Genomic DNA, 16,258 nt, shown 5'->3' with positions numbered 1-16,258 from the left:
TCCTTTTACCGGAAGGCAGGTCGGATCTTGTACTGGCTCATCCCAACCCACGTGACCTTTGGTAGGGGTCACCACTAGGAGAGGAGGCGCCATGCCCGTTATTACTCTTCCCGATGGCAGTCAACGTTCGTTCGATCACGCCGTATCCGTAGCAGAAGTAGCCGCTTCCATCGGCGCTGGCCTGGCCAAGGCCACTGTGGCCGGCAAGGTCGACGGCAAGCTGGTCGATGCGTGTGACCTGATCAGCAACGACGCCACCCTGCAGATTATCACCCCTAAAGATGAAGAGGGACTGGAGATCATCCGTCACTCGTGCGCCCACCTGGTTGGCCACGCCGTGAAGCAGTTGTACCCGACCGCCAGGATGGTGATCGGCCCGGTGATCGACGAAGGCTTCTATTACGACATCGCCTATGAGCGCCCCTTCACGCCAGAAGACATGGCCGCCATCGAAAAGCGCATGATGGCGCTGATCGAAAAAGACTACGACGTGGTCAAGAAAATGACCCCGCGCGCCGAAGTCATCGAGGTGTTCAAGGCCCGTGGCGAAGACTACAAGCTGCGTCTGGTCGAAGACATGCCGGATGAACAGGCCATGGGCCTGTACTACCACGAAGAATACGTCGACATGTGCCGTGGCCCGCACGTGCCTAACACCCGCTTCCTCAAGGCATTCAAGCTGACCAAGCTGTCCGGCGCCTACTGGCGCGGCGATGCCAAGAATGAGCAGCTGCAGCGCGTGTACGGTACCGCCTGGGCTGACAAGAAGCAGCTGGCTGCGTACATCCAGCGCATCGAAGAAGCCGAAAAACGCGACCACCGCAAGATCGGCAAGCAGCTCGACCTGTTCCACCTGCAGGAAGAAGCCCCGGGCATGGTGTTCTGGCACGCCAACGGCTGGACCGTCTACCAGGTACTCGAGCAGTACATGCGTGGCGTACAGCGCGAAAACGGCTACCAGGAAATCAAGACGCCGCAGGTTGTCGACCGCATCCTGTGGGAGCGTTCCGGCCACTGGTCCAACTATGCCGAGAACATGTTCACCACTTCGTCGGAAAGCCGTGACTACGCGGTAAAACCGATGAACTGCCCGTGCCACGTGCAGGTGTTCAACCAGGGCCTGAAAAGCTACCGTGACCTGCCGCTGCGTCTGGCCGAGTTCGGTGCTTGCCACCGTAACGAGCCGTCCGGCGCACTGCACGGCATCATGCGCGTGCGTGGCTTCGTACAGGACGACGCGCACATTTTCTGCACCGAAGAACAGGTGAAGAAAGAAGCCGCCGACTTCATCAAGCTGACCCTGGACGTGTACAAGGACTTCGGTTTCAGCGACATCGCCATGAAACTGTCCACTCGCCCGGCCAAGCGTGTCGGTTCCGAAGAGTTGTGGGACCGTGCTGAAACCGCGCTGGCCGACGCCCTGAACGAATCCGGCCTTGAGTGGGAATACCAGCCTGGCGAGGGCGCCTTCTACGGCCCGAAAATCGAGTTCACCCTGCGCGACTGCCTCGGCCGTAACTGGCAGTGCGGTACCCTGCAGTACGACCCGAACCTGCCAGAGCGTCTGGATGCCAGCTATATTGCCGAAGATAACAGCCGAGTTCGCCCGGTCATGCTGCACCGCGCCATCCTTGGTTCGTTCGAGCGCTTCATCGGCATGCTGATCGAACACTACGCTGGCGTGTTCCCGGCGTGGCTGGCCCCAACCCAGGCGGTGATCATGAATATCACCGACAAACAGGCCGATTTTGCCCTTGAGGTTGAGAAATCTCTGAACGGAAGCGGTTTCCGTGCCAAGTCGGACTTGAGAAATGAGAAGATCGGCTTTAAAATCCGCGAGCATACTTTGCTCAAGGTCCCGTACCTTTTGGTTATAGGGGACCGCGAAGTCGAAACGCAAACCGTCGCTGTGCGTACTCGCGAAGGCGCAGACCTGGGCTCCATGCCCGTCGCCCAATTCGTTGAGCTACTGACACAAGCGGTTTCCCGGCGTGGTCGCCAAGAATCGGAGTAATGACTATTAAGCGTGAAATGAGAAACGATAAGCGTGCTGTACCGAAGGCCCCGATCAACGAGAATATCTCGGCCCGCGAGGTTCGGTTAATTGGCGCAGACGGCGAGCAGGTTGGCATCGTCTCGATTGATGAAGCGCTGCGTATCGCTGATGAAGCGAAGCTGGACCTGGTAGAAATCTCTGCAGACGCGGTACCGCCCGTCTGCAAGGTCATGGACTACGGCAAGCACCTCTTCGAGAAGAAGAAGCAGGCTAACGAAGCCAAGAAAAACCAGAAGCAGATCCAGATCAAAGAAATCAAGTTTCGTCCAGGGACGGAGGATGGGGATTACCAGGTAAAACTACGCAACCTGGTACGTTTCCTTACCGATGGGGACAAGGCCAAGATCTCTCTGAGATTCCGTGGTCGTGAGATGGCCCACCAGGAGCTGGGCATGGAGCTGTTGAAGCGGGTCGAAGCCGACCTCGCCGAATACGGCACCGTTGAGCAGCATCCGAAGATGGAAGGACGCCAGCTTATGATGGTCATCGCCCCCAAGAAAAAGAAGTAATCTCCCGGGCACGGCAGGCCTGATGATTATGTGTAATTTTATCGAATGCGGAGTTCCAACATGCCAAAAATGAAAACCAAGAGCGGTGCTGCGAAGCGCTTCCTGAAGACAGCTTCGGGCTTCAAGCACAAGCACGCTTTCAAGAGCCACATCCTGACCAAAATGTCGACCAAGCGTAAGCGTCAACTGCGCGGTGCCAGCTTGCTGCACCCGTCCGACGTCGCAAAAGTCGAGCGCATGCTGCGCGTTCGTTAATTCTGGTTAAGATAGAGGAAGTTACTCATGGCTCGTGTTAAGCGCGGCGTTATCGCTCGTAAGCGTCACAAAAAAATTCTGAAACTGGCTAAAGGTTACTACGGTGCACGTTCGCGCGTATTCCGTGTAGCCAAGCAAGCGGTCATCAAGGCAGGCCAATACGCCTACCGCGACCGTCGCCAGAAGAAGCGTCAGTTCCGCGCACTGTGGATCGCTCGTATCAACGCCGGTGCCCGCACCAACGGTCTGTCCTACAGCCGTCTGATTGCTGGCCTGAAAAAGGCTTCGATCGAAATCGACCGTAAGGTTCTGGCTGATCTGGCAGTGAACGAAAAAGCGGCGTTTGCTGCGATTGTCGAGAAAGCTAAAGCCGTTCTGGCTTAAGTACCCGCGACAATCACCCGGCGGTGCTAGCGCTGCCGGGCATTGAACGTCATCGATAGGGGAAGAGCCTTCAAAGCTCTTCCCCTATTTTCGTATCTGGAGTCTGTACATGGAAAACCTGGATGCGCTGGTCTCCCAAGCCCTAGAGGCCGTGGAACGCGCTGAAGACATCAACGCCCTGGAACAGATCCGGGTTAATTATCTCGGCAAGAAGGGCGAGCTGACCCAGGTGATGAAGACCCTGGGCAACCTGCCAGCCGAAGAGCGGCCGAAAGTCGGCGCGCTGATCAACGACGCCAAAGAGCGCGTCACCGTTGTGCTCAATGCCCGCAAGGCTGCCTTTGAGGAAGCCGAGCTCAGCGCTCGCCTGGCTGCCGAATGCATTGACGTCACCCTGCCAGGCCGCGGCCAGGCCACCGGAGGCCTGCACCCGATCACCCGTACACTCGAGCGCATCGAGCAGTTCTTCACCCACATTGGCTACGGCATTGCCGAAGGCCCAGAGGTGGAAGACGACTACCACAACTTCGAAGCGCTCAACATCCCTGGCCACCACCCGGCGCGGGCGATGCACGACACCTTCTACTTCAATGCCAACATGCTGCTGCGTACCCACACCTCGCCGGTGCAGGTGCGGACCATGGAGTCCACCCAGCCGCCCATCCGCATTGTGTGCCCGGGCCGCGTATACCGCTGCGACTCGGATATCACCCACTCGCCGATGTTCCACCAGGTCGAAGGCCTGCTGGTCGATCGCGATATCAACTTCGCCGACCTCAAGGGCACCATCGAAGAATTCCTGCGCGTATTCTTCGAGAAAGAACTGGCGGTCCGTTTCCGCCCATCGTTCTTCCCCTTCACCGAGCCGTCTGCAGAAGTCGACATCCAGTGCGTGATGTGCTCCGGCAACGGCTGCCGCGTGTGCAAGCAAACTGGCTGGCTGGAAGTGATGGGCTGCGGCATGGTGCACCCGAATGTGTTGCGCATGTCCGGCATCGACCCAGAAGAGTTCCAGGGCTTTGCCTTCGGCATGGGTGCCGAGCGCCTGGCCATGCTGCGTTATGGCGTCAACGATTTGCGTCTGTTCTTCGACAACGACCTGCGGTTCCTAGCCCAATTCCGCTAGGCCCAATCGACGCAACTTTCAGGAGAACAGCATGAAATTCAGTGAACAGTGGCTGCGCGGTTGGGTCAACCCGCAAGTCTCCCGTGACGAACTGGTCGCCCGCCTGTCCATGGCCGGCCTCGAAGTTGACAGCGTTACCCCCGCTGCCGGCCAGTTCAGCGGCATCGTCGTGGGCGAAATTCTCGCCACCGAGCAACACCCGGACGCCGACAAGCTGCGCGTGTGCCAGGTAAGCAGCGGCCAGGAAACCTTCCAGGTTGTGTGCGGCGCCCCTAACGCCCGCCCAGGCATCAAGATCCCGTTCGCCATGATCGGTGCCGAACTGCCAGGCGACTTCAAGATCAAGAAGGCCAAGCTGCGCGGTGTCGAGTCCTTCGGCATGCTGTGCTCGGCTGCCGAACTGCAGATCAGCGAAGAAAACGACGGCCTGCTGGAACTGGCTGCCGACGCTCCGGTTGGCGAAGACATTCGCACGTACCTGAGCCTGGATGATGCCAGCATCGAAATTGGCCTGACCCCGAACCGCGGCGATTGCCTGTCCATCGCCGGCCTGGCCCGCGACGTCAGCGCCCTGTACGACACCCCGGTCACCCGCCCGGTGGTGCCAGCCGTAGCGGCTGCCCATGACGAAGTGCGCCCGGTCGAAGTCAGCGCCCCGGCTGCCTGCCCGCGCTACCTGGGCCGCGTTATCCGTAACGTCGACCTGAGCAAGCCAACCCCACTGTGGATGGTCGAACGCCTGCGCCGCAGCGACGTTCGCAGCATCGACGCTGCCGTCGACGTCACCAACTATGTGATGCTCGAACTCGGCCAGCCGATGCATGCCTTCGACCTGGCAGAAATCAACGGCGGCATCCGCGTGCGCATGGCCGAAGAGGGCGAAAAGCTCGTCCTGCTCGACGGCCAGGAAGTTGCCCTGCGTGCCGACACCCTGGTCATCGCCGACCACACCCGCGCCTTGGCCATCGCCGGCGTCATGGGTGGCGAGCACAGCGGTGTGAACACCGAAAAAACCCGCGACCTGTTCCTGGAAAGTGCCTTCTTCGAGCCGATTTCCGTTGCCGGCAAAGCCCGTTCCTACGGCCTGCACACCGATGCCTCGCACCGCTACGAGCGCGGCGTCGACTCGCAACTGGCCCGCGAAGCCATGGAGCGCGCCACGCAGTTGCTGCTGGACATCGTTGGCGGCGAAGCCGGCCCTGTGGTCGAAGCGGTCAGCGAACAGCACCTGCCACAAGTAGCCCCGGTTACCCTGCGCGCCGAACGCATCACCCAGATGCTTGGCATGGAAATGGACCCGGCCCAGGTCGAGCAGTTGCTCAACGCCCTCGAGCTGACCACGACCAAGAGCGGGGAAGGGCAGTGGACCGTCAGCGTGCCAAGCCACCGCTTCGACATCAGCCTGGAAGTGGACCTGATCGAAGAACTGGCCCGCCTGTACGGCTACAACAACCTGCCGGTTCGTTACCCGCAAGCCCGCCTGGCCCCACAGGGCAAGCCGGAAACCCGCGGTGACCTGCCGACCCTGCGCCGCCTGCTGGTTGCCCGCGGCTATCAGGAAGCCATCACCTACAGCTTCATCGACCCGAAACTGTTCGAACTGTTCAGCCCGGGCGTAGAGCCGCTGCTGCTGGCCAACCCCATATCCAGCGACATGGCCGCCATGCGCGCCTCGCTGTGGCCGGGCCTGGTCAAGGCACTGCAGCACAACCTCAACCGCCAGCAAGACCGCGTGCGCCTGTTCGAAAGCGGCCTGCGCTTTGTCGGCCAACTGGGTGACTTGCAGCAGCAGCCAATGATTGCCGGCGTCATCACCGGCAGCCGCCTGCCAGAAGGCTGGGCCAACGGCCGCGACGGCGTCGACTTCTTCGACGTGAAAGCCGACGTGGAAGCCCTGCTGGGCTACTCCGGCGCCCTGAGCGACTTCACCTTCAGCGCCGGCAAACACCCAGCCCTGCACCCAGGCCAGACCGCTGCCATCGAGCGCGACGGCAAACTGGTCGGCTACCTCGGCGCCATCCACCCAGAGCTGGCCAAGGCCCTGGGCCTGGACCGTCCGGTGTTCCTGTTCGAGCTGGTGCTGGGCGATGTGGTCGAAGGCCGCCTGCCGAAGTTCAGCGAACTGTCCAAGTTCCCGGAAACCCGTCGCGACCTGGCTTTGATCGCAGGACGTGATGTGGCTTCTAGCGCGGTGCTTGAATTAATTCGTGACAATGCAGGCGAATGGCTCACAGACCTCAGGCTGTTTGATGTGTACCAAGGTAAAGGCATTGATCCTGATAGAAAAAGCCTTGCCGTCGGCTTGACCTGGCAGCATCCATCGCGCACTCTTAACGACGATGAGGTGAACACTACCCTGCAAAACATCCTCACCTCGCTCGAACAAAGGTTGAACACCACGTTAAGGAAATAACGGCATGGGTGCTCTGACGAAAGCTGAGATGGCCGAAAGGCTGTACGAGGAGCTGGGGCTTAACAAGCGTGAGGCCAAGGAGCTGGTCGAGCTGTTTTTTGAAGAAATTCGGCACGCACTTGAAGAGAACGAGCAGGTCAAGCTGTCCGGTTTCGGCAACTTCGACCTTCGCGACAAACGCCAGCGGCCGGGCCGCAACCCCAAGACTGGGGAAGAGATCCCGATCACCGCGCGGCGCGTCGTCACCTTTCGTCCAGGGCAGAAGTTGAAGGCCCGGGTTGAGGCCTATGCTGGAACCAAGCCATAACGACGAACTGCCCCCCATACCGGGCAAACGCTACTTCACCATTGGTGAAGTGAGCGAGTTGTGTGCCGTAAAGCCACACGTGCTGCGGTATTGGGAGCAGGAGTTCGACCAGCTGAACCCTGTGAAGCGGCGGGGGAACCGGCGGTATTACCAGCGGCAGGATGTGCTGATGATCCGTCAGATTCGTGCGCTGCTGTATGACCAGGGGTTCACCATTGGCGGGGCGCGGTTGAGGCTCTCCAGTGATGAGGCTAAAGATGAATCCAGCCAGTACAAGCAGCTGATTCGGCAGATGATTGTTGAATTGGAGGATGTATTGGTGGTTTTGAAGAAGTAAGCTGGGTTTCTGATGAGTGGAAATTTTTTTGAGAAAAAGCTTTCATTTATCAGAGAGTTAGGGTACATTCTTCAACGTTCTCGGCAAGATTGAGAACATGCTTCAAAGCCCAGTCGGGGCGTAGCGCAGCCCGGTAGCGCACTTGCATGGGGTGCAAGGGGTCGAGTGTTCGAATCACTCCGTCCCGACCAAAAAACCCTAGAAAATCCAGTCACTTAGCGGTGGCTGGATTTTTTATGCTCGCTGATTTTTCTGTGTCCCCTAGAAAGTCGCTTTCTGGTTGCCAATTGGTTGCCAATTGAGATTGTCTTGCTCAGACTCCTGTCATGTGTGTCGCAGCAAGTTTTCGAAAAGTTCTAGCTCAACGGAGCCAAAATCGCAGGGATAAGCATCATGACGCCAGAATCAGAAGCACGTCAGCAGATTGACCATAAGCTACAACAAGCTGGCTGGGTCATCCAGGACATGAAGCAGCTTAATTTAGGTGCGGCTCGTGGCGTGGCTGTGCGAGAGTTTCCGACTGATTCTGGGCCTGCGGATTACGTGCTTTTTGTTGATAGGGTCTCCGTCGGGATAATTGAAGCTAAAAAAGACGGCGCGGGTGTAAACCTCACAGTCACAGAAAGCCAAACGGAGCGCTACGCCAACGGCACGCTCAAACATCGCCAAGACAATGCACCGCTGCGCTTCCTGTTTGAAGCAACCGGCAAGATCATCCGCTTTACCGATGGCGCCGATCCGGTGCCGCGTTCGCGCGAAATTTTCCATTTCTTCAAGCCGGAAACGCTGGCCGCCTGGCTGGCGCAGCCTGAAACCCTCCGTCGCCGTCTGGCCGAACAAATGCCAGCGCTGCCAGAGAGAAATCTGCGCGACTGCCAGATCAGCGCCGTTACCGGGCTGGAAAAATCACTGGCATTGAACAAACCTCGTGCCTTAGTGCACATGGCCACCGGCGCGGGCAAAACCTTCACCGCCATCACCTCGGTCTATCGCCTACTCAAGTTCGGTGGCGCCAAGCGTATCCTGTTCCTGGTCGACACCCGCAACCTCGGCAAGCAGGCGCATCAGGAATTCATGGCCTATACGCCTCCAGATGATGGCCGCAAGTTCACCGAGCTTTACAACGTGCAGCGGCTGGCTTCGCCCAACATCGATCCGCATTCGCAGGTGTGCATCAGCACCATCCAGCGCATGTACTCGATTCTGAGTGGTGAACCGATTGATGAGACTGCCGAGGATGTTTCGCTCAACGAAGTACAGCAAACCGCCAAGCAGGAAAAGCTCGTCCGCTACAACCCGGCCGTACCGGTGGAAACCTTCGACTTCATCATCATCGATGAATGCCACCGCAGCATCTACAACCTGTGGAAGCAGGTGCTCGATTACTTCGATGCCAGCCTGATCGGCCTCACCGCCACGCCCGATAAACGCACCTTTGGCTTCTTCAACGAAAACATTGTTGCTGAGTACACCTACGAACAGTCCGTGGCGGATGGTGTCAATGTTGGCTACGACGTGTTCGAGATCGAAACCGAAATCACCCAGAAGGGCGCGGAGCTGAAGGCCAAAGAATGGGTGGACCATCGTGACCGCGCCACCCGTAAAAAGCGCTGGGGCGAAACCGAAGAAGACACCACCTACACTGGTAAGGAGCTGGATAAGTCGGTGGTGAACGTGAGCCAGATCCGCCAGGTGATTCAGGCGATGAAAACGGCGGTAGAAACGCAGATTTTCCCCGCGCGCAAAGAAACACCCAAGACCCTGATCTTCGCTAAGACCGACAGCCACGCCGACGACATCATCAACATCGTCCGCGAGGTGTACGGGCAAGGCAATGCCTTCTGCAAGAAGGTCACCTACCGCGCTGAGGAAGACGCAGACAGCATCCTCAGCAGCTTCCGAAACGACTATAACCCGCGCATCGCCGTCACTGTGGATATGATCGCCACCGGCACCGACGTGAAGCCCCTGGAAGTGCTGCTATTTATGCGTGATGTACGCAGTAAGGGTTACTACGAGCAGATGAAGGGTCGTGGTGTGCGCAGCCTGGATGGCGAAAGCCTGAAGCGTGTCAGCAACAGCGCTGATGGGGCCAAAACCCGCTTTGTGCTGATCGATGCCGTGGGCGTGGAAAAAAGTCTTAAGACTGAAAGCCGCCCGCTGGAGAAGAAGCCTGGCGTGGCGCTTAAAGACCTGCTGCAAGGTGTGGCCATGGGCAGCCGCGATGACGACACCGTGCTCTCACTCGCCAACCGCTTGGTGCGCCTTGCGAAACAGCTAGACGACAAAGCACAGGCGCGCATCGAGAAAATCAGTGGCGGTATTCCCGTGGTCGAGCTGGGCAAAGGCCTGATCGCCGCGCTGGACCCGGACGCTATCGTGCAAGCCGCACTGGTCACGGCCAAAGCCAAAGGCATTACTCGCTCTGAAGACACCCTGTTGCCCGAAGAAATTGAAGCAGCGCGCGCAGAACGCGTTGCTGCTGCCTGCGCGCCCTTCGACAAGCCGGAACTGCGCGACGAAATCGAAAGCGCCCGCCGCGAGCGTGAGCAGCTCATCGACCACATCAACCTCGATCAGGTCACCTTCAGCGGATTCAGTGAGCAGGCCGAAACGCAGGCCAAGACCTTGATCAAGACCTTTGCCGACTACATCGAGCAGCACAAGGATGAAATCGCCGCCCTCGGCTTTTTCTACCAGCAGCCCTACCAGCGCCGCGCGCTCACCTTCGACATGCTGGAAGAGCTACACGAGCACTTGAGAAAGCCGCCATTGATGCTTACCACCGAACGGTTGTGGAATGCCTATGCCCGTGTGCAGGCCACGGCCGTGAAAGGTTTCGACCGCAAACACCAGCTCACCGATCTAGTGTCCTTGCTGCGCTTTGCGCTGGGGTTGGATGCCGAACTCAAACCCTTTGCCGACGACGTAGATAAACGCTTCCAAACCTGGATCTTTCGTCACAACGCCCAGCGCGGCACGGCCTTTACTCCGGAGCAGACCGAATGGCTGCGCCTGATAAAAGACCACATTGCCAGCAGTTGCAGCATCAGCCGCGACGATTTTGATTACGCAGAACTCGCCGATAAAGGCGGATTACAGAAAGCCTGGGGGCTGTTTGGCAAGGAACTGGATACCTTGATGAATGAAATGAATATGGAGTTGGTGGCGTGAGTAAGTTGAATTTGCCATCGGGCTGGGCCGAAGCGACGCTTGGAAGTGTGTTGCTCTCAGTCATTGGAGGTGGCACACCATCTAGAAAGGTCCCAGCATACTTTGGTGGTCAGATACCTTGGTTTACAGTCAAAGATATGAAGGCACTGAGGCCAAACGACGCAGAGGAACACATTACCGAAGCGGCGATTTCAGCTAGCGCGACAAATCTAGTTCCTGCAAATACATTGATTGTGGCGACGCGCATAGCCCTTGGTAGAGCGATACGCCCGACTGTAGCTTGTGCAATTAACCAAGATTTGAAGGCGCTTGTGCTCGGGAGCGGCATCGATTCGGATTTCCTACTTCACTGGGTGGGAGCCAACCAACGAGTGATTCAGGATTTGGGCTCTGGCACGACTGTAAGCGGCATTCGGCTTGAAGCGTTACATGGCTTACCCTTGTTACTTCCCCCCGCCGCCGAACAAACCCGCATCGTTGCCAAGCTCGAGGAGCTGCTATCCGACCTCGATGCTGGTGCGGCCGAACTCAAGGCCGCGCAGAAAAAGCTAGCGCAATACCGCCAGTCGTTGCTGAAAGCCGCTGTGGAAGGCGCACTTACTGCCGAATGGCGAGCCAAAAACACGTCATCGGAAACCGGCGCGCAATTGCTCGAACGCATCCTGCAAGAACGCCTTGCCCGCTGGGAAGCCAAGCAACTCGTCAAGTTCAAGGAACAAGGCAAAACCCCGCCCAAGGATTGGCAGAAGAAATACCCCGAACCGGTTCGGCCGGATATCACCGACTTGCCGACGTTGCCGGAGGGGTGGGTCTGGGCGAGCGTCGACCAGCTTACCGTCGAGCAAAAGTACGGGTCTTCGTCAAAAACGAATGAGGACCCAATCGGTGTTCCCGTCTTGCGGATGGGCAATATTCAAGATGGGAATCTGGACCTCTCAAACTTAAAGTATCTACCTGTTGACCACGCTGAATTTCCTGGCCTCCATCTTCAAGATGGTGATTTATTATTTAATCGCACAAACAGTCCAGAGCTGGTTGGAAAGACTGCGGTTTACCGATCTCAAATCTCGCCTTGCTCATTTGCCTCTTATTTAATTAGCGTTCGATTTTCTGCTGGCTACATTCCTGAAATAGCATCAGCATTTATCAATTCGGCATACGGAAAGCGCTGGATAAAATCTGTTGTGGTTCAGCAGGTCGGTCAGGCCAATGTGAATGGTTCCAAGCTATCCGCACTTGCTGTGCCTGTTCCTCCGTTTAAAGAACAACAAGAAATAGTCTCGGTGCTTCACGCCCAAGCCAGCGAAATAGTTGACCAATTAAAGAGTGTTGATATTTCCCTCAAACAATCCAACGCCCAACGACAAAATATTCTGCGCGCAGCCTACGCCGGCCTACTGGTGCCGCAAGACCCCAACGACGAACCCGCCAGCGTGCTGCTGGAGCGCATCCGAGTCGAACGGGCGGAACGCGCCAAACAGCCCAAGACCCGCAAAACAAAGCCAAAGGAGATCGCCACCATGGTGAGCCGACTGATCGACGTGCTCGCCGAGGCGGGCGACTGGATGCCGGCGCAAGAAGCCTTCCGCCGCTGTGGTGTAGCCGATGGCGCGCTGACGGAACGCATCGAAGAGCTGTACGCCGAACTGCGCAAGCTGGACAAGGCTGGCCGCCTGGCGGTGGAGGCCGTGACTGATGCGCAAGGCCGCAAGCTGTATGACAAGCTGAAACTTTTGGTGGGCTGAGAATGCGTCTGGACAAGCTCACCATCGGCAGTGCCAAGGACAGCCCAACACACCAATTCAAGAACCTGAAGAATGTCACCATCGACTTCGATCAGGATCACTGGGTGACGGTGGTGATCGGCTGGAACGGAACTGGCAAGTCCAACGTACTGGAGGCGTTGGCCATCATCTTTCGTGATCTGATCGGCAAAAAGCGAACACCCGCGTTTGCCTTTCAGCTGGCCTATCGCATGGGGGCGGGCGAAAATCTGAGGCACATTCACATTGATGCCGATCCGGATCGTGAGAAAGAGCCTTTCACCATTCATGTTGCGACGGATGCACAGGCCCGTGGCGAAGGCACCTTGATCCCATTCATCGAGGGCGAAGCGCCGGTGTCGGCTCTGCGTGGTAAGGCCATCAAGCTCACGGCGTTTCTGAATGGGGATAACGAGTATCTGCCGCGCTATGTGTTCAGCTATTACTCGGGCGAGAGCCCGCGTATGCACGAGGTGTTTCGTCCCTACCTCGAAAACTACGACAGCAAGCTGCGTAACGGCGAAGACCCGGGTCTGAAGCGCCTGTTTTATGCCATGCCGGTACACAGCCAGTTCGTGTTGCTGGCCTTTTTGATTCAGCAATCCGATGTTGTGCGGGCATTCCTCGATGACCACCTCGGCCTCGATCCGGACGAAGGCATTGAATCGGTGTTGTTCGTGCTGCGGCAGCCACCGTGGAAGTCGAAGGCTGCTGATGGCGACCCGCGCTTTTGGAATGCGCGGGGCGTGGTGCGCGATTTTCTGTCACGACTCTACGACATCGCGCTGGCACCAGTGGAAGTCAGCCGGCGTGTTTCCACCTCGATCTGGAACAAGGAAACGCTGCAGTTTAAATATTTGTATGTAAAGGATATTGCGGCCCTTCGTCGCTTGGTTGGCAAGCAGTTGCCAGCGCAGTTCTTCCGTGACCTGGAGAGCACTTATGTTTCGGAGCTCATTGAAGAAGTGCGCATCCGTGTGCGCCTCAAGAAAAACGATGGCAGCGTCACCTTTCGCGAGCTGAGCGAAGGGGAGCAGCAGTTGCTTACCGTGTTGGGCCTGCTGCGCTTTACCGCCGAGGATGAAAGTCTGTTCCTGCTGGACGAACCGGACACTCATTTGAATCCGCGCTGGTGTGTGGACTACTTGAACTATCTGAAGTCCTTTGTCGGGCAGAACAGCGAGGGTCGGGATAACAGCCACATCGTACTGACGACTCACAACCCTTTAGCCATTGCAGAGCTGGTGAAGGAGCAGGTGCAGATCCTGTATCGCGAAGCAGGCAGCCGCACAGTGCGCGCCGAGAATCCTGCCGTCGATCCGAAAGGCATGGGCTTTGCCGGGATAGTGACCAGCGATATGTTCGGCCTTGGCACCAGCCTGGACAAGGCCACGAATGAGGATCTGCTGGCACTTCATCAGCTCTCCACTCAGCAGCCCCCTCTCAGCGATGCTGATCGGGCCAAACTGGTCGAAATCCGTACGCGCCTTGAAGGCTTGGATTTCAACTTTGCGTCGAGGGATAGGCTGGAGCAGGAGTATCTGCGTGCCCGATTTGATCTAGCTGCAGACGGCGATATCGACGGCGCCATCGTTACCCCGGAGAACAAGCAAAAGGCGCTCGACGCCCTGGTGCAAAGCCTGCTGCGCAGCTTGCAGGAGGGGCAGGTTTGAGATTCATTCAGATTCCGTCGCCCCCACATTTACCAGCACGCTGGCCCAAGGTTTATGCAGGTAGGCTCGCAAAGGTCAATTCGTTGGGCACTCCCACTCTTCGATCTGACTACATCAAGAATAACGGTAGCTGGGGCTTGCTAAAAAAATGGCTCGCCAATGCCAGTGGCCACAAATGCTGGTATTGCGAAGCAAATAGCACGCGTGCACCGTTTGATGTCGACCACTTCCGGCCCAAGCTGGGTATCACCGTGGATGGCGTGAAGGTGGCGGGTCATGACGGGTACTACTGGCTGGCCTATGAATGGTGGAATTTCCGACTGTCATGCCAACGGTGCAATCGACCGGAAAAAGACGACGCCGACGTACTGCACGGCAAGGCCAATGAATTCCCCATTCGTGATGAGGCACAACGTTGTGCACTGCCTAAGGGACAACTGAATACGGAATCGCCCAGATTTTTAGACCCTTGTGTGCAGGCTGATTGCGAGTTGCTCGCCCATGGTATTGACGGAGAAGTTAAGCCAGTCGCGCCAGATGGGACCTGGGAATACACGCGTGCGCGCTACACGATTGACCGGTTGGGATTCAATGAATGGAACACGCCAGAAATCAAAAAAAAATCTTGGCGAGTTCTCGATGATTTGATTCGCCTTGCCGGTAATCAACCTGCTGTTCTCACGCACCTGCAAGAACATTTATCTATCGATCACGAATACTCCAGCTTCTTCCGATCAGCCATTGGCACGCATCGAGACAAGGCTTGGGTGGAGGCACTTTTATGAACACAAGCACCCTTGTCCAGAAAGTCTGGAACTTCTGCCACACCTTGCGCGATGACGGCGTAGGCTATGGCGATTACCTCGAACAGCTCACCTACCTGCTGTTTTTGAAGCTGGCGCATGAATACGCCCAAGAGCCCTACAATCGCGACACCCACATTCCGAAAGGTTATGACTGGGCCAGCCTGACCTCCAAGGTTGGTGAGCCGCTCGAGGCTCACTATCTCGCCACTCTGCACAAACTCGGTAGCGAGCCTGGCATGCTGGGCGCGATCTTTTTCAAGGCCCAGAACAAGATTCAGGACCCGGCCAAGCTCTCGCGCCTAGTGCAATTGATTGATGCCGAGAGCTGGATCAGCCTGGACGCCGACACCAAGGGCGATCTGTACGAAGGGTTGCTGCAGAAAAACGCCGAAGACACCAAGAGCGGTGCTGGCCAGTATTTCACGCCACGTGTGCTGATCGACGCTATGGTTGCCTGTGTACGCCCCGAGCCGATGAAGACCATTGCCGATCCCGCCTGCGGCACCGGCGGCTTTTTCTTGGGCGCATACAACTGGCTGACACGCCCGGGCGCCAAGTTGGACAAGCGTCAGAAAGAGTTCCTGCGTGACCAGACTTTCCACGGCAATGAAATCGTACCGAACACGCGCCGTATGTGCTTGATGAACCTGTTCCTGCACAACATTGGCGAACTGGACGGGGAGCCTTCTGTTGAGCGTTCTGATGCCCTGATCTCCGAGCCCAAACGCAAGGTGGATTACGTGCTGGCCAACCCGCCCTTCGGCAAGAAGAGCAGCATGACCATCACCAATGAAGAGGGCGATGAAGATAAGGAAGCGCTGACCTACGAGCGGCAGGATTTCTGGGAAACCACGTCGAACAAGCAGCTCAACTTTCTGCAGCATATCGTCAGCATGCTTAAGGTGGACGGTAAAGCGGCAGTGGTGTTGCCAGATAACGTTCTGTTTGAAGGCGGGGCAGGCGAAAAAATTCGGCGCAAGCTTCTGCTGAACTGCGATGTACACACAATTTTGCGCCTGCCCACCGGCATCTTCTACGCCCAGGGCGTGAAGGCCAATGTGGTGTTTTTCGACGCCAAGCCCAAGGATGGGCAGACCCACACCAAGGGCATCTGGTTCTACGATTTGCGCACCAATAAGCACTTCACTCTGAAGACGCGCACGCTCAAGCTGGCCGATTTGCAGGATTTCATCACCTGCTACAACCCGGAAAATCGTCACGAGCGAGTGGCTACCGATCGGTTCAGGTTCTTCAGCTACGAAGAACTAATGGCGCGCGACAAGGCCAGTCTCGACATCTTCTGGCTCAAGGACGACAGCCTGGACAACCTTGAAGATCTGCCGCCACCGGATGTTCTCCAGCAGGAGATCATTGAGCATCTCGAAGCGGCACTGCTTGCTTTTCGAGAGGTATCTTTGAGTCTGCCTAGATCAGAAGTGGTTGACTGATTTTTAT

General features: G+C 57.3%; 13 protein-coding genes and 1 tRNA gene. All 14 read left to right on the top strand.

The genetic code is table 11. From position 1 onward, the window contains the following. Nucleotides 1-91: 91 nt before the first annotated feature. The gene (gene thrS, locus QCL51_RS15220; RefSeq protein ID WP_252460016.1) at nt 92-2,014 is read left to right on the top strand and encodes a threonine--tRNA ligase; all 1,923 of its coding nucleotides are present in this window, start codon (nt 92-94) and stop codon (nt 2,012-2,014) included. Continuing rightward, the gene (infC, locus tag QCL51_RS15215) at nt 2,014-2,565 is read left to right on the top strand and encodes a translation initiation factor IF-3 (RefSeq protein WP_012052879.1); all 552 of its coding nucleotides are present in this window, start codon (nt 2,014-2,016) and stop codon (nt 2,563-2,565) included. The genes thrS and infC overlap by 1 nt, the downstream gene beginning before the upstream one ends. Before the next feature lie 60 nt (nt 2,566-2,625). After that, a complete protein-coding gene (gene rpmI, locus QCL51_RS15210) occupies nt 2,626-2,820 on the top strand; it encodes a 50S ribosomal protein L35 (RefSeq protein ID WP_003250667.1) in 195 nt (64 codons plus the stop codon). A gap of 27 nt (nt 2,821-2,847) precedes the next feature. Further along, nucleotides 2,848-3,204 (top strand): 50S ribosomal protein L20, encoded by a 357-nt coding sequence (gene rplT, locus QCL51_RS15205; protein ID WP_003250671.1) that lies wholly within the window; start codon nt 2,848-2,850, stop codon nt 3,202-3,204. 109 nt (nt 3,205-3,313) lie between these two features. Next, nucleotides 3,314-4,330, top strand: a complete 1,017-nt coding sequence (gene pheS / locus QCL51_RS15200) for a phenylalanine--tRNA ligase subunit alpha (protein WP_176683834.1) — start codon at nt 3,314-3,316, stop codon at nt 4,328-4,330. 31 nt (nt 4,331-4,361) lie between these two features. Continuing rightward, nucleotides 4,362-6,743 carry a phenylalanine--tRNA ligase subunit beta gene (gene pheT, locus QCL51_RS15195; protein WP_021782769.1) on the top strand — a complete coding sequence of 794 codons (2,382 nt, stop codon included), beginning with the start codon at nt 4,362-4,364 and terminating at the stop codon, nt 6,741-6,743. Nucleotides 6,744-6,747: 4 nt separating this feature from the next. Next, the gene (gene ihfA, locus QCL51_RS15190; protein WP_003250679.1) at nt 6,748-7,050 is read left to right on the top strand and encodes an integration host factor subunit alpha; all 303 of its coding nucleotides are present in this window, start codon (nt 6,748-6,750) and stop codon (nt 7,048-7,050) included. Continuing rightward, nucleotides 7,031-7,387: a MerR family transcriptional regulator gene (locus QCL51_RS15185; protein WP_003250681.1), complete on the top strand. Its 357-nt coding sequence runs from the start codon at nt 7,031-7,033 to the stop codon at nt 7,385-7,387. The genes ihfA and QCL51_RS15185 overlap by 20 nt, the downstream gene beginning before the upstream one ends. Before the next feature lie 114 nt (nt 7,388-7,501). Further along, a tRNA-Pro gene (locus QCL51_RS15180) sits at nt 7,502-7,578 on the top strand. A gap of 202 nt (nt 7,579-7,780) precedes the next feature. Next, a complete protein-coding gene (locus tag QCL51_RS15175) occupies nt 7,781-10,561 on the top strand; it encodes a type I restriction-modification enzyme R subunit C-terminal domain-containing protein (protein ID WP_338443638.1) in 2,781 nt (926 codons plus the stop codon). Beyond that, nucleotides 10,558-12,306, top strand: coding sequence for a restriction endonuclease subunit S (locus QCL51_RS15170; protein ID WP_338443637.1), 1,749 nt, complete (start codon nt 10,558-10,560; stop codon nt 12,304-12,306). The genes QCL51_RS15175 and QCL51_RS15170 overlap by 4 nt, the downstream gene beginning before the upstream one ends. Before the next feature lie 2 nt (nt 12,307-12,308). Further along, the gene (locus tag QCL51_RS15165) at nt 12,309-13,997 is read left to right on the top strand and encodes an AAA family ATPase (RefSeq protein ID WP_338443636.1); all 1,689 of its coding nucleotides are present in this window, start codon (nt 12,309-12,311) and stop codon (nt 13,995-13,997) included. Beyond that, nucleotides 13,994-14,782 (top strand): HNH endonuclease signature motif containing protein, encoded by a 789-nt coding sequence (locus QCL51_RS15160; protein ID WP_338443635.1) that lies wholly within the window; start codon nt 13,994-13,996, stop codon nt 14,780-14,782. Before QCL51_RS15165 ends, QCL51_RS15160 begins: the two co-directional genes overlap by 4 nt. Then, complete coding sequence (locus QCL51_RS15155; protein WP_338443634.1) at nt 14,779-16,251, top strand: class I SAM-dependent DNA methyltransferase; 1,473 nt, start codon at nt 14,779-14,781, stop codon at nt 16,249-16,251. The genes QCL51_RS15160 and QCL51_RS15155 overlap by 4 nt, the downstream gene beginning before the upstream one ends. Nucleotides 16,252-16,258 lie beyond the last annotated feature (7 nt).

This window comes from Pseudomonas sp. LTR0, from assembly GCF_036630035.1.
GTDB lineage: Bacteria > Pseudomonadota > Gammaproteobacteria > Pseudomonadales > Pseudomonadaceae > Aquipseudomonas > Aquipseudomonas putida_Y.
This window is presented reverse-complemented; position numbering and strand designations above follow the sequence as displayed.